This is a genomic window from Bradyrhizobium sp. 197 (genome assembly GCF_023073375.1).
GTDB lineage: Bacteria > Pseudomonadota > Alphaproteobacteria > Rhizobiales > Xanthobacteraceae > Bradyrhizobium.
Map to the genome: position 1 here is coordinate 73,181 of NZ_JADPJJ010000191.1, position 21,195 is coordinate 94,375.

Below are 21,195 nucleotides of genomic sequence, written 5' to 3' on the forward strand. Positions count from 1 at the left end.
CAATCGGGCTACGGCTTCGGAAACGTCTTCCTGAACTGCGCCGGATAGCGCGCGGCCTGCAAGCCACCGCGCGAGACGTAGGAGGCAATCAGCGCGCTCCACAGTCCGGCATTGCCGAACGATTGCAGCGCCCACCATGCGGCGAAGAAGATCGCGAGCGAGGCCAGCATCAGATTGCGCATCTCGCGCGCCCAGGTCGCGCCGATATAGATGCCGTCGAAGCCGAAGGCGAACACGCCGGGAATGGGTGCAAGCACGACGAACGGCAGGAATTCCCGCGCGCCGCGACGGACGGCTTCGCTCGCCGTCATGAAATCGATCAAGCTCGGCCCAAACAGCGCGAACAGCGCGGACACGACCAACGCGAAGCCGAGCCCCCATAGCAGCACCAGCCGGGTCGAATCCGTAAATCCCTTGGCGTCGCGTGCGCCAAGCGTGCGGCCGCAAAGCTGCTGGGCTGCGTTCGCAAGACCGTCGAGGAAGAAGGCGCTGACCAGCAGAAAGTTGTTGAGCACGGAATTGGCGGCCAGCGTGACGTCGCCGGCCCGCGCGCCCTTGGCGGTGAAAAACAGGAACACGGCGATCAGCGCCGCGGTGCGGATCAGGATGTCGGAATTCACCGCCAGCAGCCGCATCAGCTTGGCCCGGTCGAACAGGGCCGCGTATGGCACCGCGAACCCACTGTCCGCATGGCGGCGGCAGACGATCAGGCCGAGCCCGAATCCGGCCGCTTCGGACAGCAGCGCCGCGATCGCAGCGCCCGCGATGCCGGTGTCGTAGACCAGCACCAGCAGGATCGTCGCCGCCGCATTGACGAGATTGATGACGACCTGGAGCGCGAGCGCCGGATTGGCACGGGCCTGGCCGACCAGCCAGCCGAGGATGACGTAGTTCGCGAGCGCCAGCGGCGCCGACCAGATCCGGATTACGAAGTAGGTTTTCGCCGCGCGCGTGACGCCTTCGCTGCCGCCCATCAGGTTGAACAGCACGGCGGCCAGTGGCAGTTGCAGCACGATCAGCGCTACGCCGATCAGGCCGGCCACGATGAAGCCGCGCACCAGGATAGCGGTCAGCTCGCGCGTCTCGCCGGCGCCCAGCGCCTGCGCCGTGAAGGCGAGCGTGCTCATGCGCAGGAATCCGAACAGCCAGAACAGGCAATCGAAGATGACGGACGCGATGGCCACGCCGCCGAGCAGCGCGGCATCGTCCAGCCGTCCGATCGCGGTGGTCGAGACCACGCCGATCAGCGGCGTGGTGAGGTTCGCGACCATCGCGGGACCTGCGATGGCGAAGACCTGGCGGGAGCCGATCCCTAAGTGAACGGGGGCGTGCATGTCAGAACACGAGCACCATGCCGTCTTCGGCGGCGAGATGGGCGATGTCGTCGAGGCGCGACAGCACGTCCTCGCTCATATGGGTGAGGACGAGGCGTTTTGCGCCGATATCCGGCAGATGCTGTTCCAAGGTCTTCAGGCTGAGGTGATTCTTGACCACCTTCTCGTACATATAGGCTTCGGCGATGAAAAGGTCCGCGCCATGCGCCAGCGGAATGAGCGTCTCCGTCCATTCGGTATCGGCGCTGTAGGCCAGCGTGCGGCCCTCGGCCTCGACGCGATAGGCGAGGAAGGGGCCGCCGGATTCGCCGTGCACGACGGGGTAGGGCGTCACCGTCACCGCGCCGAAGCTCCGGCGCTGCTCGGGCGCGAGCTCGACGACGGACAGCTCGAAGCGCTGTTGCATCTTCGATGAGTGCTCGAACAGAGCCTCCATCACCGCACGCAGCCGCGTCTCGATGCCCTTGGGGCCCGCGATGGTGAGCGGCCGCGTCCGCCGCGAGAATTGCGCGTCGAGCAGGACAAACGGCAGCCCGGCAAAATGGTCGCCGTGGAAATGCGTGATCAGGATGAGATCGATATCGTTGCGGTCGATCTCGAGTCGCTTCAGCGCCGGCAGAGCCGACGCGCCGCAATCGATCAGGAAGTTGACCTCGCGCCCCGAGACGTGGAAGCAGGTGTTGAGCCTGCCGCCGGATCCGAAGGCGTCGCCGCAGCCGACAAAGCGCAGTTGCATCGGCCGCTAGCTCCCTAGAGCGTGATCCGGAAAAGTGTGAAGCGGGTTTCCGAAAAGATCATGCTCAAAACAACGACTTACCTGCGCGGCGTGCCGAAGACGCGCATCAGCAGCCAGATCGGGATCACGATGACCGCGCCGAGCAGGAAGTAGCGCCACAGCCAGTTCACGGTGTCGAAGCCGAGATCCCACAAACGCTGGAACAAGAGACGAATGCTGGTGATGATATTCCAGGGATCGAAACCGATCGCCGCCAGCACGACGCCGACGAGGATCGAGAGCAGGACCAGGCGAAACGCGACCGCCAGCGGCGAGCCGCCGAGAAAGCGGTTCAGGCCGTCACTGCGGCCGGCCGGCAAATCTCTGACGTCGTGAGCCATCTCAAACTCCTTGGGCGGATTCGACCGTATCATAGGGCACGGCGGGGGACATGGGGAACCCGCAACGGCGCGTCAATCGGTTTACGGGATTTTAATTCGGGCGGGCGGGTTCGCCTTGGTTGTGGGATGATCGTGCCGCAGGCTCGCTGCAACCTCTCCCGCTTGCGGGAGAGGTCGCGCCGAAGGCGCGGGTGAGGGCTCTCGCCTCTTGGGGAATCCCACTGCGGAGCTACCCTCTCCCCAGCCCTCTCCCCAGCCCTCTCCCGCAAGCGGGCGAGGGGGCGCACCGTCTTCCGTCTCCCCTCACGCATCAAGCTCTGCCGCCTCCGCTTTCAGCATCTTTTCCAGCGTTTCCAGCCGGTCGGCCTCCCGCGGCGGCTTGTCCCAGCGCAGGCGGCTGATGCGGGGAAAGCGCATCGCGACGCCGGATTTGTGCCGCGGCGAGCGCTGCAGCCCCTCGAAGGCAACCTCCAGCACCAGCCCCTTGTCGCCCTCGTGCACGACGTGGCGGACGGGGCCGAATTTTTCGGTGGTATGACGACGCACGAAGCGGTCGATCTGCAACAGCTCCTCGTCGGTGAAGCCGAAATAGGCCTTTCCGACCGGCACCAGCTCGTCGCCGTCCGCGCCTGCGGTCCAGACGCCAAAGGTGTAGTCGGAATAATAGGACGAGCGCTTGCCGTGACCGCGCTGCGCATACATCAGCACGGCGTCGATGATGTGCGGGTCGCGCTTCCACTTCCACCATTGGCCCTTCGGCCGTCCCGGCAAATAGGGCGCATCGCGCCGCTTCAGCATCACGCCTTCGACGGCGTCCGCGTCGTCCCCGGCACCGGCGCCGGCGGGATCGGCGCGTGCGGCGGTGAGCGCCTCCCAGCTCGCAAACGGGACGGTGGGCGAGAGATCGATGCGGGGATCGCCGAGCTTCCCGATGAATGTCTCAAGCCGCTCGCGCCGCTCCGCGAACGGCAACTCGCGCAGATCGTTCTCGTCGTCGCCGAGCAGATCGTAGGCGCGCAGATGAATCGGAAATTCCTTGATCAGCTTCGGAGACACAACCTTGCGGTTGAGCCGCTGCTGCAGAACGTTAAAGCTCTGCACCCGTCCTTCGCGCAGGACCAGAAGCTCGCCGTCGATGGCGCCCGGCAGGCGCAGCGCGGGCACCAGATCCGGGAAGCTGCCCGTGATGTCCTCGCCGGTGCGCGAATAGAGCCGGGCTGTGATGTGGCCGTGCTCGTCGCGGCCGGCGACTGCCTGAACGCGGATGCCGTCCCATTTCCATTCGGCGATGTAGTCGGCCGGATCGAGTGGTGCGAAATCGGTGTCCTCGATCGCATGCGCCAGCATCACGGGGCGGAACGGCGCGGGATCGCGGTTGACCGGCTTGTCGCCGCGGCCTTCCAGCCAGGCGAACAGGTCGAGATAGGGCGGCGCGAGACCGGGCCACATCAGCTCGACCTCATGCGGATCCTTGTTGCCGAGCGCGGCAGCCGCGGTCTTTGCCAGGCGCGCAGAGATGCCGATGCGCAACGCGCCCGTGACGAGCTTCAGCAGCGCCCAGCGGCCGGTCTCATCCAGCTCGTCGAGCCAGCGCTCGAGCTGCTTTGGCAGCTCGGTCTTGCCGAGCGTGCGCAGCGTGGTGACGACCTCGGTCAGTGTCGGTGGCGGTGGGTTGTTGTGGTTGCGGGCATGAGGGGACTCATCGCCATCTCTTCCGGAGTACCCCCCTCCCTGACCCTCCCCCACAGGGGGGGAGGGAACGGTTAGGTTCGTGCGTCCATCACTTTGGGAATCGCTACCAGTTGTCGTGCTCACTGACAGCGCCGCGCGCAACTGCGCTCCCTCCCCCCTTGTGGGGGAGGGCGGGGGAGAGGGGTAGCCCGGAAAAGACGGCGCGTTACCATGCAACTTCGGCCACATCAGCGCCACCGTCTCCGAGAGGTCGCCGACATAGTCGTAGGACAGCCCGAACAGCACCGGATCGGTGCGCGACGCGATCAGGTCGCGGATCAGCGCGGGCTTGGCGTGCTTGAAGCTGAGCGCGCCGGTCAGCGCGGCCAGTGCATAGCCGCGGTCGGGATCGGCGACCTCGCGAAAATAGCCGGTGATCAGCCGCAGCTTGTTGTTGCGGCCGGGCTCGTAGGCGAGGCGGTCGAGAAGTTCGGCGAAGCGGTTCATGCTTCGGCCTCGTCAGCGAGCGGTGTCTCGGTCTCCTCCTCGTCGCCATAGCCGACGAGATCGAGCGGCTTTGCCCGCAAACCTTTGCTTTGGCACCAATGCACCAGCGCATCTTCCTGACCATGCGTGACCCAGATCTCGCCGGCGCCGGTCGCCGCGATCGTGGCGGTGAGGCCATCCCAATCGGCGTGATCCGAGATCACCAGCGGCAGCTCGATGCCACGCTGCCGGGCGCGAGCGCGCACCCGCATCCACCCCGAGGCGAATGCCGTGACCGGATCGGGAAACCGCCGCGTCCAGATATCCGAGGTCGCCGAAGGCGGCGCCAGCGTGATGGTGCCGGCAAGCGCCGCCTTTTTCACGCCCTTCACCGGCCGCAACTCGCCGAGCGCGATCCCGCGGCTCTGATAGTAATGTGTGATGTTCTCCATCGCGCCATGCAGATAGATCGGCGCGTCGTAGCCCGCTTGGCGCAGCAGCGCGATCACGCGTTGCGCCTTGCCGAGCGAATAGGCGCCGACGAGATGCGCGCGCTCCGGAAACAGCGCCACCGACGCCAGCAGCTTCTTCACCTCGTCGGCGGCGTCGCCATGCCGAAACACCGGCAGCCCGAACGTCGCCTCGGTGATAAAGACGTCGCAGGGGACGAGCTCGAACGGCGTGCAGGTCGGGTCGGGCGCGTCCTTGTAGTCGCCGGAGGCGACGATGCAGGTGTCCTTGCAGGTGACCGCGACCTGCGCCGAACCGAGCACATGGCCGGCCGGATGAAACTTCACGCTGGTCTCGCCGAGCCAGATCTCCTCGCCATAGCGGATCGCCTGCGTCGAGCCGGCGAAATTCTCGCCATAGCGCAGCCGCATCATGTCCAGTGTTTCCTGCGTCGCCAGCACCGCGCCGTGACCGGCGCGGGCATGGTCGGAATGGCCGTGGGTGATCACGGCGCGTTCGACCGGCCGGATGGGGTCGATGTGGAAGCCGCCGGGCTTGCAGCACAGGCCGCTCGCGACGGGCAGCAGGATGTCTTGCGGACGCATGCCTGTTATATAGGTTGCGCCACCGCGTGTTCGAGTCACCCGCCCGCTTCGCTTTCTGGTTCCCCCAATGCCCCTGCGCCTGTTCCTGACCTCCGCCGATCTCATGGCCGACCGCCGCTTCGAGTTCGCGCGCGACCTCCAGCTCAAGGGCGATCTGCCGGCCGCCGCCGACCTGCTCGAGCAGACGATCGAGCTTGCGCCGAATTTCACCTCGGCCTGGTTCACGCTCGGCGAAATCCGCGTGCAGCTCGGTGAGCGCGACAAGGCCATTGCGGCCTTTCGAAAATCGCGCGAGTGCGATGCGAGCGATCAGCATGGTGCTCATCTGCATCTGATACGCCTCGGCGCCGCGCAATTGTCCGAGATGCCCAAGGCCTACGTGCAGGCCTTGTTCGATCAATACGCGCCGCGTTTCGAGCATGTCCTGATCAACGATCTCGACTATCGCGCACCGTCGCTGATCTTCAAGGCAGTGGTGGCTGCCCGCGTGGCCGCGAAGAAGCCCGCCCTGTTCAAGCGCGCCATCGATCTCGGATGCGGTACGGGGCTGGCGGCCGCGGCCTTCGCAAAGCAGGTCGATCATTTCATCGGCATCGATCTGTCGCCCGGCATGATCAAGGAGGCGCGAGCCACCGCCCTCTATGCCGAGCTCGAAGTCGCCGACATGATCGAAGGCCTGCGCGCCAAGAGTGACGCGAGTGCAAACCTCGTCGTCGCTGCCGATGCGTTCGTCTATCTGCCCGATCTCGCGCCGGTGCTCGGCGAAGCCAGGCGCCTGCTCGCGCCCGGTGGCGTGCTCGCCTTCACGCTGGAGACGCATGACGGCAGTGGCATCGTTCTCGGCGAAGGCCTGCGCTATGCCCATTCGGCGGAATATGCGCGCGATGCGCTGGCGAAGGCCGGCCTCAAGCTCCTCACCCTGGAGCCGGCCTCGCCACGCATCGAGAATAACGAGCCGGTGCGTGGCCTCGTCGTGGTCGCCGAGAAAACTTGAGTCTAGGCGCTATACGCGACGCTTTGGACGTCATTGCGTCGCAAAGCGGCGACTTCCCGCTTGCGAGCCGTGCGGCGATGCCAGCACAATGCGCGCGCCAAGGGAGAACAAACAATGACCAGGAATCCATCGCGGCGCGATTTCAGCGCCGCCGCGCTTGCGACCATCGCGGCATCCACCTTGCCCGCGCCCTACGTCTGGGCCGCGGAGAAGAAATACGATGCCGGTGCCAGCGACACCGAGATCAAGATCGGGCAGACCGTGCCGCATTCCGGCCCCGGCTCGCTCTACGGCGTGCTCGGGCGCATCGGCGAGGCCTATTTCCAGATGCTGAACGAGAAGGGCGGCATCAACGGACGCAAGGTCAAATTCCTGACCATGGACGATGCCTACAGCGCACCGAAATGTGTCGAGGCGACGCGGCGCCTGGTCGAGCAGGAGGAGGTGCTGGCGCTCTACGGCTCGCTCGGTACCGCGCCGCAGACGGCTGTGCACAAATACCTGAATTCAAAGGGCGTGCCGCAGCTTTTGCTCAACACTGGCGCCTCCAAGTGGAACAATCCGAAAGAGTTCAAATGGACGATGGCGGGCCTGCCGCTCTATCCGACGGAAGCGCGCATCCTGGCGCGGCACGTCCTCAGCGTGAAGCCGAATGCCAAGGTCGGCATTCTCTACCAGAACGACGATTTTGGCCGCGACTTCCTCGGGCCCTTCAAGAAGGTTTTGGAAGACTCCGGCGGCACCGCAAAGGTGATCATGGAGCAGACCTACGATCTCACCGATCCGACCGTCGATTCCCAGCTCATCAATCTCTCGAAATCGGGCGCCGACGTCTTCTACAACATCTCCACCGGCAAGGCGTCGTCGCAGTCGATCCGCAAGGTCGCCGAACTCGGCTGGAAGCCGCTGCAGTTGCTGTCGGCCGGATCGACCGGCCGCTCGATCCTCAATGCCGCGGGGCTGGAGAACGCCACCGGCATCGTCGCGATCCGTTATTCCAAGGATGCCGGCCCCGGCCCCTGGGAGAACGATAAAGATGTGATCGCGTTCGACACGCTGCGCAAGAATTACCTGCCGAGCGTCGATCCCGACAACACCATCGCTTATGCCGGTTACGGCCAGGCGGTGACCATGGGCGAGATTCTGCGCCGCTGCGGCGATGAGCTCACGCGCGAAAGCGTGCTCAAGCAGGCCGCGAACCTCAACGGCTTCCACTCGCCGTTCTTCCTCGACGGCGTCAATTACAACTACACGCCCGGCGACTACACACCGATGAAGACGCTCTATATCTCGACCTTCAACGGCAAGGATTGGGCCGTGTCCGACAAGCCGGTGACGGAGTAGGGGGTCTCCGCGAATGCGCGGAGCGTTGAAGGGGCGATAGCTCCACACTCGTCATGCCCGGGCTTGTCCCGGCCATCCACGTCTTCGCTTCCGTGTGGCAAGAACGTGGATGGCCGGGACAAGCCCGGCCATGACGCCTGTAGGCGCATCCTGCCCACCCACCCCTCGACGAACCCACCCCCACGGCTTACCTGTGATGCCGTGCCGCCTCGTATCCTCAAATCTCCGGCCGAGCCGGCCGCGCTGTTGCCCGACCACTTCCAGGCGTGGTTCGCAGCCCGCGGCTGGTCGCCGCGCGCGCATCAATTGGCGCTGCTGGAGAAAGCGCGCGAGGACCGGTCCGCACTGCTGATCGCACCGACCGGCGCCGGCAAGACGCTGGCGGGATTTTTACCGACGCTGGTGGAGCTGAGTGCTGCGCCCAAAGCTTCGGCGAAATCGGTGGTCTCCACCGGCCGCACCCTGCAACGCAGCGGCGGCCTGCACACCCTCTACATCTCCCCGCTCAGGGCACTCGCGGTCGACATCGCACGCAATCTGGAGCGGCCGGTCGCCGAGATGGCGCTGCCGATCAAGATCGAGACCCGCACCGGCGACACGCCGACGTCGCGGCGCCAGCGGCAGCGGCGCTATCCGCCGGACATTCTGCTGACCACGCCCGAACAGCTCGCGCTGCTGCTGTCCTCCGACGACGCGCCGTTCCTGTTCTCCTCGCTCAAGCGCATCGTGCTCGACGAGCTGCATGCGCTGGTGACCTCCAAGCGCGGTGATCTTCTCTCCCTTGGGCTCGCACGGTTGTGGCGATTGGCGCCGCAGATGCGGGCGATCGGCCTGTCGGCGACGGTGGCCGAGCCGGAATCGCTGGCGCGCTTCCTGGTGCCGCAGCCCGGCGGCAAGGAAGCGGCGGCCGACATCGTCATCGCCGGCGGCGCGGCGCCGCCGCTGGTCGAGATGATGGATACGCGCGAACGCCTGCCCTGGGCCGGTCACAGCGCGCGCCATGCGCTTCCCGAGATCTACGAGCTGATCAAGGCGAACAAGACCACGCTGGTCTTCGTCAACACCCGCAGCCAGGCCGAGATGCTGTTCCAGAATCTCTGGAGCATGAACGACGACAACCTTGCAATCGCCCTGCATCACGGCTCGCTCGATGTCGCGCAGCGCCGCAAGGTCGAGGATGCGATGTCGGCGGGAAAATTGCGCGGCGTGGTCTGCACCTCTTCGCTCGACCTCGGCGTCGACTGGGGCGACGTCGATCTCGTCGTCAATATCGGCGCGCCGAAGGGGGCCTCGCGCCTGATGCAGCGCATCGGCCGCGCCAACCACCGCCTTGATGAAGCCTCGCGCGCGGTGCTGGTGCCGGCGAACCGCTTCGAGGTGCTGGAGTGCCGCGTCGCCATTGACGCCATCGCCGAGAACGCGCAGGACACGCCGCCGCTGCGCACCGGTGCGCTCGACGTGCTGGCCCAGCACGTGCTCGGCTGCGCCTGCGGCGAGCCGTTTCTCTCTGACGAGCTTTACGACGAAGTGCGTACCGCCGCGCCTTATGCCGATCTCACGCGGCAGGATTTCGACGACGTCGTCGATTTCGTCGCCTCCGGCGGCTACGCGCTGAAAACCTACGAGCGATTCGCCCGCATCAAGCAGGACAAGCAGGGTCGCTGGCGCGTCGCCAATCCAAAGGTGCGGCAGAGCTACCGGATGAATGTCGGCACCATCGTCGAGGACGACATGCTGAAGGTGCGGCTGGTGCGATCGCGCGGCGGCGGCCAAGGAGGCGGTCAGGGAAAAGCAGGCGGGTCAACGGGCGTGATCGCCCGCGGCGGCAGGTTGCTCGGCGAGATCGAGGAAGCCTTCATCGAGGGCCTCAGTCCGGGCGACACTTTCGTGTTCAGCGGCGAGGTGGTGCGCTACGAGACCCTGGTCGAGGACCAGGTCTATGTCTCGCGCGCCAACGACAAGGACCCGAAAGTGCCGTCCTATATGGGCGGCAAGTTTCCGCTCTCGACCTATCTTGCCGAACGCGTGCGTCGCCTGCTCGATGACGCGCGCGCGTGGGGCGCGTTGCCGGAGCAGGTGCGCGACTGGCTGTCACTGCAAAAGGACGTCTCCCGCGTGCCGGCCGTGCGCGAGCTGTTGGTCGAGAGTTTTCCGCGCGCCAACAAGCATTACATCGTCTGCTACCCGTTCGAAGGCCGTCTCGCGCATCAGACGCTCGGCATGCTCTTGACGCGCCGGCTGGAGCGTGCCCGCGCCCGGCCGCTCGGCTTCGTCGCCAACGAATATGCGATCGCCGTCTGGGCGCTCGGCGACATGTCCTTCATGATCCGGGACGGCAGGATCGACCTTGACGCGCTGTTCGATCCCGACATGCTCGGCGACGACCTCGAAGCATGGCTCGCGGAATCCGCTCTTATGAAACGTACGTTCCGCAATTGCGCGATCATCTCCGGCCTGATCGCGCGCCGGCATACCGGCGAGGAGAAGAGCCGCCGCCAGGTGCTGTTCTCGACCGATCTCGTTTACGACGTCCTGCGAAAACACCAGGCCGATCACGTGCTGTTGCGCGCCGCGCGGGCCGATGCCGCCACCGGCTTGCTCGATCTGCGCCGTCTCAGCGACATGCTCACCCGCATCCAGGGCCGCATCACACATCGGGAACTCGACCGTGTCTCTCCGCTCGCCGTCCCCGTGATGCTGGAAATCGGCCGCGAGTCAGTCTATGGCGAAGCTGGAGACGAGCTGTTGGCGGAGGCCGCCGACGAGCTCGTCAAAGAGGCGATGGGATAAGAGCAGGTTCGGACGTGACGATAGGCGCGCTGGTTTCAGGGGATATCGAGGACATGCGCGTTTCAAATGTCAGCATCAGCGGCGTGACGTTCGCGGCCGATCTTTCCGGCGCACTGTTCTGGGAAGAGCAGCGCATGCTCGTCGTCTCCGATCTGCATCTGGAAAAAGGTTCCAGCTTCGCCATGCGCGGCGTGCTGCTGCCGCCTTACGACACCATCGCGACGCTCGGCCGGCTCGCTGCTGTCATCTCCCGCCATAATCCCCGAATCGTCATCGCGCTCGGCGACAGTTTTCATGATCGCACTGCACATGGACGGCTGTCGGCGGACGATCGCGACGCGGTCGCCGCCTTGCAGGCCGGCCGCGACTGGATCTGGATCTCAGGCAATCACGATCCGGCGCTGCCGCATGACCTCGGCGGCACCGTCGCCGACGAAGTCGCGATCGGCCCGATCACCTTCCGCCATGAGCCGACCGGCGCGTGCGGCGAGATCGCCGGCCATCTGCATCCCAAGGCCCGTGTCTCCGCGCGCGGCCGCTCGATGGAGCGCCGCTGCTTCGCGTCCGACGGGATGCGCGCCGTGATGCCCGCCTTCGGCGCCTATGCCGGCGGCCTCAGCATCCGCGATGCCGCGTTCGCAAAAATCTTTCCAAGGAACGGTTTTGTCGCGCACCTGCTCGGCGATCGCCGCGTCCACGCGATCGCGGCGTCACGGTGCAGCTAAGCCGCCTTCGCCTGCACGTCATCGCAAAACTCCGCAAGACGATCCGCCAGCCGTAGCGTCGCTGGACTGGCGCCGGGCGCGGCCATCAGCGCCATTTCGGTCCGGTTGATCGGCGCAAAACCATCCTTCGCCGTCAGCACGCGGTGGTCGGACTGGATCGCCATCTCCGACAGGATGCTCAGCCCCATGCCGGCGGCGACGGCGGCCTGGATGCCGGCGAGGCTCGATGAGGTGTAGGACATGTGCCAGATGCGGCCCGCGCTTTCCAGCGCGTGGATGGCGCCGGCGCGGTAGAGGCAGCCGAGCGGAAAGCCGATCAACGGCACCGAGGCGACGTCGGCATGGATAGGATGGCTCTTGCTCGTGACCCAGTGCACCTGCTCCGGCCACACCGCAATAGCGCCCTTCGCGCCGGCCTCGCGCTTGAACAGCGCCAGATCCAGTTCGCCGCGATCGAGGTCTCGCGACAGGTTCTTGCTCTGGTCGGCGCGCACATCGAGGCGCAGGCCCGGATGCGAGCGCGAGAATGCGCCAAGCAGTTTCGCCAGCCGATATGCCGCAAAATCCTCGGGGATGCCGAGCCGGATCGCGCCTTCGCCGTCGGGCTGACTCAGCACGTCGCGTGCCTCCTCGGCGAGCGACAACAGCCGCCGCGCATAAGACAGCAACCGCTCGCCGGCCTCGGTCGGACGCACGTCCTTGCCGTCGCGGTGCAGCAGCACCTGGCCGACATCCTCCTCCAGCCGCTTGATCTGCTGGCTGACGGTCGATTGCGTGCGGTGGACGCGTTCGCCGGCCCGAGTGAAACCGCCGGAATCGACCACCGAGACGAAGCTGCGCAGGAGCTCCAGATCGAGCATGGATCTCTCCATTCGAAAATCAACTGAGGGGTAGTTAATCATTTAATTTCCAAATGACAAGCCGGGTTCCTAGATCGATGGCTCAGGAGATTCCACATGTCGCTCGCCCCCTCGCTTGCCGTCCCCCGCAGCCGTTTCAACACGCTGCCCTTCGCTATCGGCCTGTTCTGCCTGCTCTGGAGCTACGCCTTCGTCGCCGGCAAGATCGGCGTGACCCATTGCCCGCCGCTGATCCTGCTCGCCGCGCGCTTCTCGCTCGCCGGCATCTTGATCCTTGGCGCCACGCTGATCCGCGGCGACGACTGGTCGCTGTCCTGGCGCGATGCCGCCATTTTCGCAGTGCTCGGCATCGCCAATAACGCGCTCTATCTCGGCCTCGGCTACACCGGACTGCAATCGGTTTCGGCTGGCCTCGGCGGCCTGATCGTGTCGGCCAATCCGGTGTTCACGGCGGGCTTCGCCGCGCTCCTGCTCGGCGAAGGCATGACGTGGCGCAAGGCGAGCGGCCTCCTGCTCGGCATCGTCGGCGTGACCTTGATCGTCTGGCATCGGCTGTCGGTCGGCACTGACTCACTGCACGGCATCATGTTCACGCTGGCCTCGCTCGCCTCCATCGTCGCCGGCACGATCCTGTTCAAGCTGCTCGCGCCGAGGGGCTCGTTGTGGATCGGCAATGGCGTGCAGAATCTTGCCGCCGGCGTGGTGCTGACGCCGGTCGCGCTGACCTTCGCCGACGTTCACGCCATCGACTTTACGCCGGGCCTGATCGGCGCCTTCGCCTTCCTCGTGCTCGGCGGCTCGATCCTCGCCTACTGGCTCTGGTTTCATCTCCTGAAAGTGTGTGGCGCAACGGCTGCCAGCGCTTATCATTTCCTGATGCCGCCGCTCGGCATGTTGTTCGCGTATCTCGTGCTCGCCGAGCATGTCGAGGCCCGCGATCTGCTCGGAATCATTCCAGTGGCGCTCGGGATCTATCTGGTGACGCGGCCTGCCGCGAAGCCTGTGTCGTAGGAGGAGTTCTTATGCCCATTTCCATTACCCTGATCGGCGGTCCCACCGCGCTGATCGAGATCGATGGCTTCCGCTTGCTCACCGATCCGACTTTCGATGACGCAAATACCGCCTATCAGCTGCCGCATGTGAAGCTGGAGAAGACAATCGGCCCTGCGCTCAAGGCCGATGCAATCGGCCCGATCGATGCGGTCCTGCTCAGCCACGACCAGCATTCGGACAATCTCGACAATTCCGGCCGCGAATATCTCAAGCACGCGAAGCGCGTCCTGACCACAGAAGCCGGCGCCAAGCGCCTCGGTGGCCAATTCGAAGGCCTGCATGTCGAAGGCCTGGTGCCGTGGGGCACGACGCATCTGAAAGATCGTGACGGCAATTCGCTGACGATCACCGCGACCCCGGCGCGTCACGGCCCGGCCGGCATCGAGCCGCTGTCAGGCGACGTCATCGGCTTCGTGGTGTCGTCGAGCCGGACCGACACAACTTCGGTCTATATCAGCGGCGATACCACCTGGTTCGATGGCGTCGCCGAGGTCGCACGCCGATTCAAGTGCGGCGTGGTGATGCCTTTCGCGGGCGCTGCGCAAACGCGCGGGCCGTTCCATCTCACCATGGACACCAACGACACCATCGAGACCGCACGCGCCTTCCCCGATGCGATGATCGTGCCGGTGCATACGGAGGGCTGGGCCCATTTCCGCCAGAACAGCGAGGATCTGCGCAAGACCTTCGACGCGCTCGGCTTCGGGACGCGGCTGCGATTGCTGGAGCCCGGCGTGCCGACGGTGGTGCAGGCGCCGTAGCTAGCACCACAGCCGTCATTGCGAGCGAAGCGAAGCAATCCAGAATCCCTCCGCAGTGACAGTCTGGATTGCTTCGCTGCGCTCGCAATGACGGAGGCTAATCCTTCCGAAATACGATCGAGGCCATCCAACCCGTCATCAGCGCCATCGCGGCGGTGATGAGGCCGTAGATCAGCCCGTTCTGCCGCGCAGTGGTGGCGACGAACTGCTCGAAGCCGACCTTGACGATCTCGAACGCGGTCTCGGTCTTGCCGACGAACGCGCCGTCGGCAAACAACTTGATCTCGACCTGGTAGGTGCCGATCGGCACCTCCGCCGGCAGTGGAATGCCGGTGCGGAACAGCGTCGGTGTCAGGAACGTCACCGCGCTCGGATCCTCGCGATAGAGCCCGCGCTCGGTGCGCAGGCGAATGAAGGCCGAGCGGAACGCGTCGTTCGGCACCACGTCGGCGTAGTCCCCGCTGACGCGTTGGGTCAGCCGCACGTTGTTGAGCCCGATCTGCTGTCGCCGCGCGACCTCGGGCGAGGTGATCGCCTCGAACGAGCGGTTGGCGAACAGCGCGAGATAACTCGGCACCTCCAGGAACTGACGGTAGTCGGTGTTGATCCAGATCCCGAAGGTGCGCTCCTTGCGCCGCGTCACCATATCGGCGCGCGGGCCCATCACGGTGACGACGAGATCGTAGGTCTTGCGGTCGGCGGGCGTGGTGGCGTCCTTCTCGACCGAGCCGAACAACACCAGCTCCTCGCCGGAATAGTTCGGCGTCACCGTGACACGATGGTTGGAGACCGACACGATCAGCCGCTCGGCGCGTGCGGCGGAGCCGAGCAGCAGGACAAGCAGGACTGCGAGAGCTGCGCGCATCATCCGTTCACCCCCAGCTCGCGGATGGTGAAGAGGTCCTCGGGCCGGATCACCAGCTCGATGGCGAAGCGAACACCGACCGAAAGGATCAAGAGGCCGAGCAGCAGCCGCAGCTGCTCGCCGCGGATCTTCTGGCCGGCGCGGGCGCCGAACTGTGCACCGGTGACGCCGCCGACCATCAGGATCAGCGCCAGCACCGCGTCGACGAGGTGATTGGTCGCCGCGTGCAGCAAGGTCGCAAACAGCATCGTGACCAGCGTCAGGACCATCGACGTGCCGATCACCGTCGAGGTCGGCACCCGCAGCAGATAGATCATGATCGGCACCAGGATGAAGCCGCCGCCGATGCCCATGATGGCGCCGATGAAGCCGATCACGATGCCGACGATCACGACCGGAATCACCGAAAGGTAGATCTTGGAGCGCTTGAACCGCATCTTCAGCGGCAGCCCGTGGATCCAGTTATGCGTGCGCCGTGGCGGCACCGCGCCGCGCCGGGTCCGTAGCAGGGCGCGCAGGCCTTCGGAGAACATCAGGCTGCCGACGGTGGTGAGCAGCACGACGTAGGACAGTGCGATCATCAGATCGAGTTGCCCGAGCGCGCGCAGTTGCGTGAAGGTCCACACCCCGAGCGCCGTCCCGGTCACGCCGCCGCACAACAGGACGCTCGCCAGCGCCGGGTCGATTGCGCGCCGCCGCCAATAGGCGAGGGCTCCGGAAAAGGACGAGGCCGCGATGTGGCTCGCGACGGAAGCGACCGCGACCGCCGGCGTGATGCCGATGAAGATCAAAAGCGGCGTCATCAGGAAGCCGCCGCCGATCCCGAACATGCCGGAGACGAAGCCGACCGCCGCGCCCATCGCCAGCACCAGGAAGACGTTGACCGGAAGATCGGCGATCGGGAGATAGAGCTGCATCGAAGGACCACGCTCCGGCGAAAACGGATCGATTGCCGCGTCCCTCAATAGCCGAATTCGCTGGCGGGAGTGATCAGGAATTTTGGGCGTGGTGAATGGGCGCGGCTAGCGCGCGAGGCAAATGAGACTTGATTGCTACGGAGAAAGTGCGCTCCCTCTCCCGCTTGCGGGGGAGGGTCGGGGAGGGGGTGTCTCCGCAGTAAGACTCCCCAAGAGGACAAAGCCTTCACCCGGCGCTACGCGCCGACCTCTCCCGCAAGCGGGAGAGGTACACCGATCCTGCGGCCCCTTTGGTCTGATCTAATGCTGTGTGCCTCAATGCACCGCTGACGCCGAGCGCTTGCTCGCGACCGGCTTCGGCGCGGGTTTTGCGGCTGCTTGCGGCGCGCTGTCCCAGCCGCCGGCGGGTGTCGCGACATTGACGGCATCATCGGGTTGCGGCTCGGCGCTGAACGTCTGAATCGCGAGCTTGGCGGCCGCGAGCGATTGCGGGTCGAGCCGCTTGGCGACATCGTCGCGCTTGCCGGCGGCATCCGCGTCACCCTGGGCGGCTGCGAGGGTGAACCATTTGTAGGATTCGGCGAGGTTCTGTTCGACACCGATGCCACGGGCATAGAGGATGGCGAGGTTGAACTGGCTGTCGGCGACGCCGCGGTCGGCGGCTTTGCGGAACCACTGCGCCGCGCTCTTGTAATTGGCGCCATGTCCGCCGCCATCGGCGTCGAGCACTGCGAGATTGTGCATCGCCTTGGCGTTGCCGCGCTCGGCCGCCTGTGTGTAGTAGCGGCGGGCGATGTCGGCGTCCTTCTTCACGCCGAGGCCCTTCTCGTAGAGCGTGCCGAGGCGGAAGGTCGCCGGCACCACGCCGGCCTGCGCCGCGCGGTCGTACCATTTGGCGGCTTCGTCGTAATTCGCGGCCACGCCCTTGCCTTCGGCGAAGCGCACGCCGAGCTCGTAGGCCGCGTTCGCATCGCCCTTCATCGCCGCGGTACGCAAGCTCGGGCCGCCGATGCCGTCAGGCAGTTTTTCACTCGGCGGCACCTGGATCATCGCGAGTTTCGCGCGGCTCGTGCCCGACAGCGCGCCGGTGACGTCGCTGGTGACAGGCGGCGGGGCTACGGCGGGCACCGGCGGAATTTCAACCGAGGCCGAATTGCCGGCGGGAGCCGGCGCGGCATTGTTCTGGGATTGGCGCCCGATCGGGGTCGGCGAGGTCATCGACGGCGTCACCTGCTCGGGCGTGGCGGGCTTGTTCTCGACTGGCGGCGCCACCTGCGGCGCGGGTGCGCTCGACGAATTCTCCATTGCCTGCGGCGACGGCGCCGAGCTGCCGCCATCGAGCAGGTTCATCGCCATCTTGAAGGTGCCGAGCACGATCACGACCACGCTTGCGCCGACCAGCAGCGAGCGGATTTTCGAGGTGATGGTCGAACCGCCGTCCTTACCGTTGTCCTTGCCCTTGGAGCGATCGGCCCCTGCCTTGGCGCCGCGGGCCGGCTTTTCCGGCTGTGCGGCGGCGGCCTGGGCAGCGCGGCGCGCGGCCGCGATGAAGCTCGACGACGACACCGGCTCCTTCGGCGCGGCTGGGATTTCGCTGATTGCGCTTTCAGACGCGGCAATGCGCTCCGACGGCGTGGCGACGCGTGCACCCGGCCGGGTGCCCGGCTCGAGCGGATGATCCGGCGGCAATTCGGGCGCAAGCGCGGCCCGCGTGGGCACCGTATGCGGCTCGAGGATTTCGCTGATCGCGCGGGGCGGAACGGGCGGCGCGATCGGCATCGGCGGCGGCGCGGCCGGTGCAGCGGCGTGGAATTCGCGCGGCGCGGCGACGAAGGCGGCTTGCGCCGCCTGCGCGGCGGCGGGATTGGGCAGTTCCGGCTTCGGATCGTATTTCGGCGGCTGTTGCTGCGGCCGCGGCTCGCGCGCCATCGGCGCGGGCTCCATCGGAGCGGCCATCGGCATCGGCTGCGGCGCGGCGGCCGGCGGCGCGGTGCGCACATTGCGCAGATCGCCCTCGATCATCGAGAGACGATCGACGACGTGGCCGAGTGCGTTGTGGACGGCCTCCAGCGAATCCTGGGTGCTGCGGTTGGTCTCGGCCTGGCTGAAGCGGATGTCGGAGAGCTCGCGCTTGACGATATCGACCATTCCGGATTCGGCCGGCGCGGAGCTGCGGCTCTCGGCCAGCGCGGAATAGGTCGCTTGCTGCCGTTCCAGGTGCCGCAGGATGTCGTGCAACCCGTCCTCGACGCGGCTCAAATTGCCGTTGCGCGGATCGGAGGCGGTCTCGATCCGCTCCAGCAGATACGAGACCCGCTGTTCGAGATGAGCGAAGGTCGAAGCCGAATCGTTGCCGACCTGCATGCGGTCGAAACGGTCCGACAGCGCGCGGATCGCACTTTCGAGATGCTCGCTGCTTTCGGATGGCTGAGGCCGCTCGCGCGTTTCCAGCGCGGCGGTGAGCGCCGCGATGCGCTGCTCCAGCACCGCAAAGCTATCGCCGGAGCCGGACGAGCGGGTGACCTGGTCGACCTTGGACGACAGCAGCTGCACGTCGTCCGAGAGCCGTGCCAGCGCTTCGTTGGAGGCGACGTTGGAGACGATGCCGCGCAGCGCCGAGATCGCGCCTTCGAGCTGGCGGACCGTCGAGGGATCGTCATTGGCGCGCAGGATCAGATCGAGCTTGGCGCCGAGATTGCGGATCGCCTCGTCATAGCCGGTGAGCTGCTCGGCCGGCGTCAGCGTGCGCAGCACCTGCTTGATCTCGGACAGCGCGTGCTCGATGCCGGACAGGACCTGCCCGTCGGTGCCGTTGGAACGCGTCTCGTCGATGCGCCGATGCAGCGAGCGAATCTCGTTCTCGATCGATTCGATCGCGCGGCGCGGCATCGCCTCGGTGATGGCGTTGCGGATCTCCGCAAGCTCGCTGCGGAACGTGTTGATCGCCTGCTCGGTATTGTCGGGGCGCTGCAGCGATTCGATCTGGCTCGTGATCTTGAGCAGATGGCGCTCGAGCGCGGAGAAATCCGGCCCCGGCTGCGGTGGCGGCGGGGCGTAGGCAGGCGCGGACGGCGCAGCCATCGGTGTCATGGGGGGCGCGAAAGGCGCTGCCGCAGGCGCGATCGATGGCGCGGCGCGCGGCGGCATCTGCCGCGGCGCAAAGCCGTCGAGCTCGCTCTGGCGTGCGGTGATCTCGGCGACGGCAACGTCGAACGAAGCGGGGCTCAGGGGTGGTGAGTTGCGATAGACCTGCGCTGCAGCGCGCTCCACTGCATCGGCCTGGCGCTGGCGGCTGTCGACGGGAGCGGGGCGCGGCGCCTGTGGCTGCTGCGGTTGGGGCTGCTGCGGCTTTGAGATTTGCGACAGCCGCGCATCGAGGCGCGAGATCGCATCGTTGAGCTGGCGTGCCACGCCCTGCTCGCGCGAGACGTCCGGTCGCGAAGAGTCCTGCCGTGAAGGGTCCTGCCGTGAAGGGTCCTGGCGTGAAGGGTCCTGGCGCGGCGCGGGCTTCGAGATCCGCTCGATCTGCTGGGTGATGGCGTCGAGCCGCTGGTGGATGTCGGCGACTTCGCGGCTTTCCTGACTCGGTGCCTGGCTTGGTGCTTGGCTAGGCATTTGCTGCGGACGCTGGTCGTAAGGTCCGCGAAAGTTTGGCGGGGCAGTTTCGCCGAGCGTTGAGTTCAGCCAATCGTTGAGTGACATGCCGGCGCGATGCGCAGCAGCTTCGGCCCGCTCCCTGACCGATGGATCGATACCGTCAACACTCCACGATACGCGCGAATTCATGACTCTGCCCGGTTCCGACTCCGGCGCCCCACCCGGCGCCTCCAGTCTTCCCTCGCGTGCCGGTTGCAAAGACAATCGGATTTGGCGCGGGTCGTCTGCCTCGAAAACCGACTTTTGTCTGTTACGGTAAATAACGGGTTAAGGAACTCGTTGACGGGGTCTTAAAGTTGGGTGGGGCCTACCAGCCCAAGGAGCAGGTGTGCTCCCTCCCTCGAAGCCGGTCTAGTCCTTGCCCTCGCGCTTGCCTTCCTCCAGCGGCACCACGGTGCCCTTGCCGCTCGTGGCCGACAGGGCCTCGAGCGCCTCTTCGCAGAAATCGGCCACCATCTGCTCGTGCCGGGCACCGAGCTGAAGCAGGAGCAAATTACCGAGGTCGAGCACGCCCGACGCCGCGCCTTCCGGAAATCGCTTCTTGAGGATCCGCTCGTAATTCTCGTGCCGGTCGCGATGGTGCTCCAGCCGGGCCATCAGATCGGCGCGCAGGGGCTCGATGTCGATGCTGTCGAGCGCATGCAGCCGCACCAGGAGGTCGTCCTTGATCGAGGGCGGCGTGCTTGGCCGCGCGGCCCAGTGCCGCAGCGCTGTTCGGCCCTCGGGAGTCAGCGTATAGATCAGTTTATTGGGTTTGCCAGTTTGCACGACCTCGCGGCCCTGGATGTAGCCGCGGTCGCGCAGCTTGGAGAGCTCGCGGTAGATTTGCTGGTGGTCGGCCTTCCAGAAGAAGCCGATCGAGGAGTCGAATGTCTTGGCGAGCTCGTAGCCCGTCATCGGACGTTCCGTCAGGCATGCGAGGATCGCGTCGCCCAGTGCCATTGCGCCAGCTTCCGTTCGAGGTCTCGACCTATTGACTTGACTTTATGCGCATTGGTGCATATGCGTCAATGTGCATATGGAGGGGCGAAGATCGGGGCCAAAGACCCGATCCGAAAACCCAGCGGAATCAACCTCATAGCTACTGTGCATGGGGTTGTTTTCGAGTTTTTTGCCAAGGCCTTTTATCCACGGGAGGCATTCTGACAATGACCGGTCTCGACTCCTGGTACGCCTTCATGAAATCCCACGACGGCAAAGCGCTCTGGGACCTCCTGCATCCCGACGCTGTCTTCGAAAGCCCCGTCGTGCATTCGCCGCAGCGCGGACGCGACATCACCTTCAAATATCTCGCGAGTGCCGAGAAGGTGCTTGGCGGTCCCGGCTTCACCTATGTCGGAGAGTGGACAAGTGAGAGCGGCGCCGTGCTCGAATTCAAGACCCTGATCGACGGCCTCGAGATCAACGGCGTCGACATCATCACCTTCGACGGCGAGGGACGCATCACCCATTTCAAGGTGATGGTGCGGCCGCTCAAGGCGATCAACATGCTGCATCGCCTGATGGCGGAGCAGCTTGCCGCTCAATCATAAAAAATTCCACCACTTCAAATCTATGCCGGGAGAAC

General features: G+C 65.7%; 17 protein-coding genes. 7 read left to right on the forward strand and 10 right to left on the reverse strand.

Going from position 1 to position 21,195, the window contains the following annotated elements:
- Positions 1-8 precede the first annotated feature (8 nt).
- The 5 genes from IVB27_RS42060 to IVB27_RS42080 all read right to left on the reverse strand — a co-directional run bounded on the left by IVB27_RS42060 (position 9) and on the right by IVB27_RS42080 (position 5,662).
- Complete coding sequence (locus tag IVB27_RS42060) at positions 9-1,334, reverse strand: MATE family efflux transporter (protein WP_247448382.1); 1,326 nt, start codon at positions 1,332-1,334, stop codon at positions 9-11.
- A gap of 1 nt (position 1,335) precedes the next feature.
- A complete protein-coding gene (locus tag IVB27_RS42065; protein WP_247338633.1) occupies positions 1,336-2,070 on the reverse strand; it encodes an MBL fold metallo-hydrolase in 735 nt (244 codons plus the stop codon).
- A gap of 77 nt (positions 2,071-2,147) precedes the next feature.
- Positions 2,148-2,450: a DUF6460 domain-containing protein gene (locus IVB27_RS42070; protein ID WP_247338631.1), complete on the reverse strand. Its 303-nt coding sequence runs from the start codon at positions 2,448-2,450 to the stop codon at positions 2,148-2,150.
- 303 nt (positions 2,451-2,753) lie between these two features.
- Positions 2,754-4,628 (reverse strand): ATP-dependent DNA ligase, encoded by a 1,875-nt coding sequence (locus IVB27_RS42075; protein ID WP_247448383.1) that lies wholly within the window; start codon positions 4,626-4,628, stop codon positions 2,754-2,756.
- Complete coding sequence (locus IVB27_RS42080; RefSeq protein WP_247338628.1) at positions 4,625-5,662, reverse strand: ligase-associated DNA damage response exonuclease; 1,038 nt, start codon at positions 5,660-5,662, stop codon at positions 4,625-4,627. Before IVB27_RS42080 ends, IVB27_RS42075 begins: the two co-directional genes overlap by 4 nt.
- Before the next feature lie 67 nt (positions 5,663-5,729).
- On the opposite strand from IVB27_RS42080, the gene IVB27_RS42085 reads away from it, so the two are divergent.
- The 4 genes from IVB27_RS42085 (at position 5,730) to pdeM (ending at position 11,515) form a co-directional block, all read left to right on the forward strand.
- Positions 5,730-6,656 (forward strand): methyltransferase domain-containing protein, encoded by a 927-nt coding sequence (locus IVB27_RS42085; protein WP_247448384.1) that lies wholly within the window; start codon positions 5,730-5,732, stop codon positions 6,654-6,656.
- Positions 6,657-6,770: 114 nt separating this feature from the next.
- Positions 6,771-8,000 carry an ABC transporter substrate-binding protein gene (locus tag IVB27_RS42090; RefSeq protein WP_247338625.1) on the forward strand — a complete coding sequence of 410 codons (1,230 nt, stop codon included), beginning with the start codon at positions 6,771-6,773 and terminating at the stop codon, positions 7,998-8,000.
- Positions 8,001-8,201: 201 nt separating this feature from the next.
- Positions 8,202-10,790, forward strand: a complete 2,589-nt coding sequence (locus IVB27_RS42095; RefSeq protein WP_247448386.1) for a ligase-associated DNA damage response DEXH box helicase — start codon at positions 8,202-8,204, stop codon at positions 10,788-10,790.
- A gap of 53 nt (positions 10,791-10,843) precedes the next feature.
- Positions 10,844-11,515 carry a ligase-associated DNA damage response endonuclease PdeM gene (pdeM, locus tag IVB27_RS42100; RefSeq protein ID WP_247448387.1) on the forward strand — a complete coding sequence of 224 codons (672 nt, stop codon included), beginning with the start codon at positions 10,844-10,846 and terminating at the stop codon, positions 11,513-11,515.
- Here pdeM and IVB27_RS42105 read toward each other — a convergent pair.
- Positions 11,512-12,375: a LysR family transcriptional regulator gene (locus IVB27_RS42105; RefSeq protein WP_247448388.1), complete on the reverse strand. Its 864-nt coding sequence runs from the start codon at positions 12,373-12,375 to the stop codon at positions 11,512-11,514. The two genes, pdeM and IVB27_RS42105, sit on opposite strands and share 4 nt — an antisense overlap.
- Before the next feature lie 96 nt (positions 12,376-12,471).
- On the opposite strand from IVB27_RS42105, the gene IVB27_RS42110 reads away from it, so the two are divergent.
- Together IVB27_RS42110 and IVB27_RS42115 are read left to right on the forward strand one after the other, a co-directional pair.
- Positions 12,472-13,386, forward strand: a complete 915-nt coding sequence (locus tag IVB27_RS42110) for a DMT family transporter (RefSeq protein WP_247448389.1) — start codon at positions 12,472-12,474, stop codon at positions 13,384-13,386.
- A gap of 11 nt (positions 13,387-13,397) precedes the next feature.
- Positions 13,398-14,189 carry an MBL fold metallo-hydrolase gene (locus IVB27_RS42115; RefSeq protein WP_247448390.1) on the forward strand — a complete coding sequence of 264 codons (792 nt, stop codon included), beginning with the start codon at positions 13,398-13,400 and terminating at the stop codon, positions 14,187-14,189.
- A 97-nt stretch (positions 14,190-14,286) separates the two neighbouring features.
- Here IVB27_RS42115 and IVB27_RS42120 read toward each other — a convergent pair whose 3' ends face one another.
- From IVB27_RS42120 to IVB27_RS42135, 4 genes are all read right to left on the reverse strand, one after another.
- Positions 14,287-15,057: a TIGR02186 family protein gene (locus IVB27_RS42120; protein ID WP_247448391.1), complete on the reverse strand. Its 771-nt coding sequence runs from the start codon at positions 15,055-15,057 to the stop codon at positions 14,287-14,289.
- A complete protein-coding gene (locus tag IVB27_RS42125; RefSeq protein ID WP_247352313.1) occupies positions 15,054-15,971 on the reverse strand; it encodes a sulfite exporter TauE/SafE family protein in 918 nt (305 codons plus the stop codon). Before IVB27_RS42125 ends, IVB27_RS42120 begins: the two co-directional genes overlap by 4 nt.
- A gap of 315 nt (positions 15,972-16,286) precedes the next feature.
- A complete protein-coding gene (locus IVB27_RS42130; RefSeq protein ID WP_247448392.1) occupies positions 16,287-19,757 on the reverse strand; it encodes a tetratricopeptide repeat protein in 3,471 nt (1,156 codons plus the stop codon).
- Positions 19,758-19,979: 222 nt separating this feature from the next.
- On the reverse strand, positions 19,980-20,570 hold the full coding sequence (locus tag IVB27_RS42135; RefSeq protein ID WP_247448393.1) for a PadR family transcriptional regulator: 591 nt from the start codon (positions 20,568-20,570) through the stop codon (positions 19,980-19,982).
- Positions 20,571-20,776: 206 nt separating this feature from the next.
- Between IVB27_RS42135 and IVB27_RS42140 the strand changes: the two genes are divergently transcribed.
- A complete protein-coding gene (locus IVB27_RS42140) occupies positions 20,777-21,160 on the forward strand; it encodes a nuclear transport factor 2 family protein (protein WP_247448394.1) in 384 nt (127 codons plus the stop codon).
- Positions 21,161-21,195: the final 35 nt, after the last annotated feature.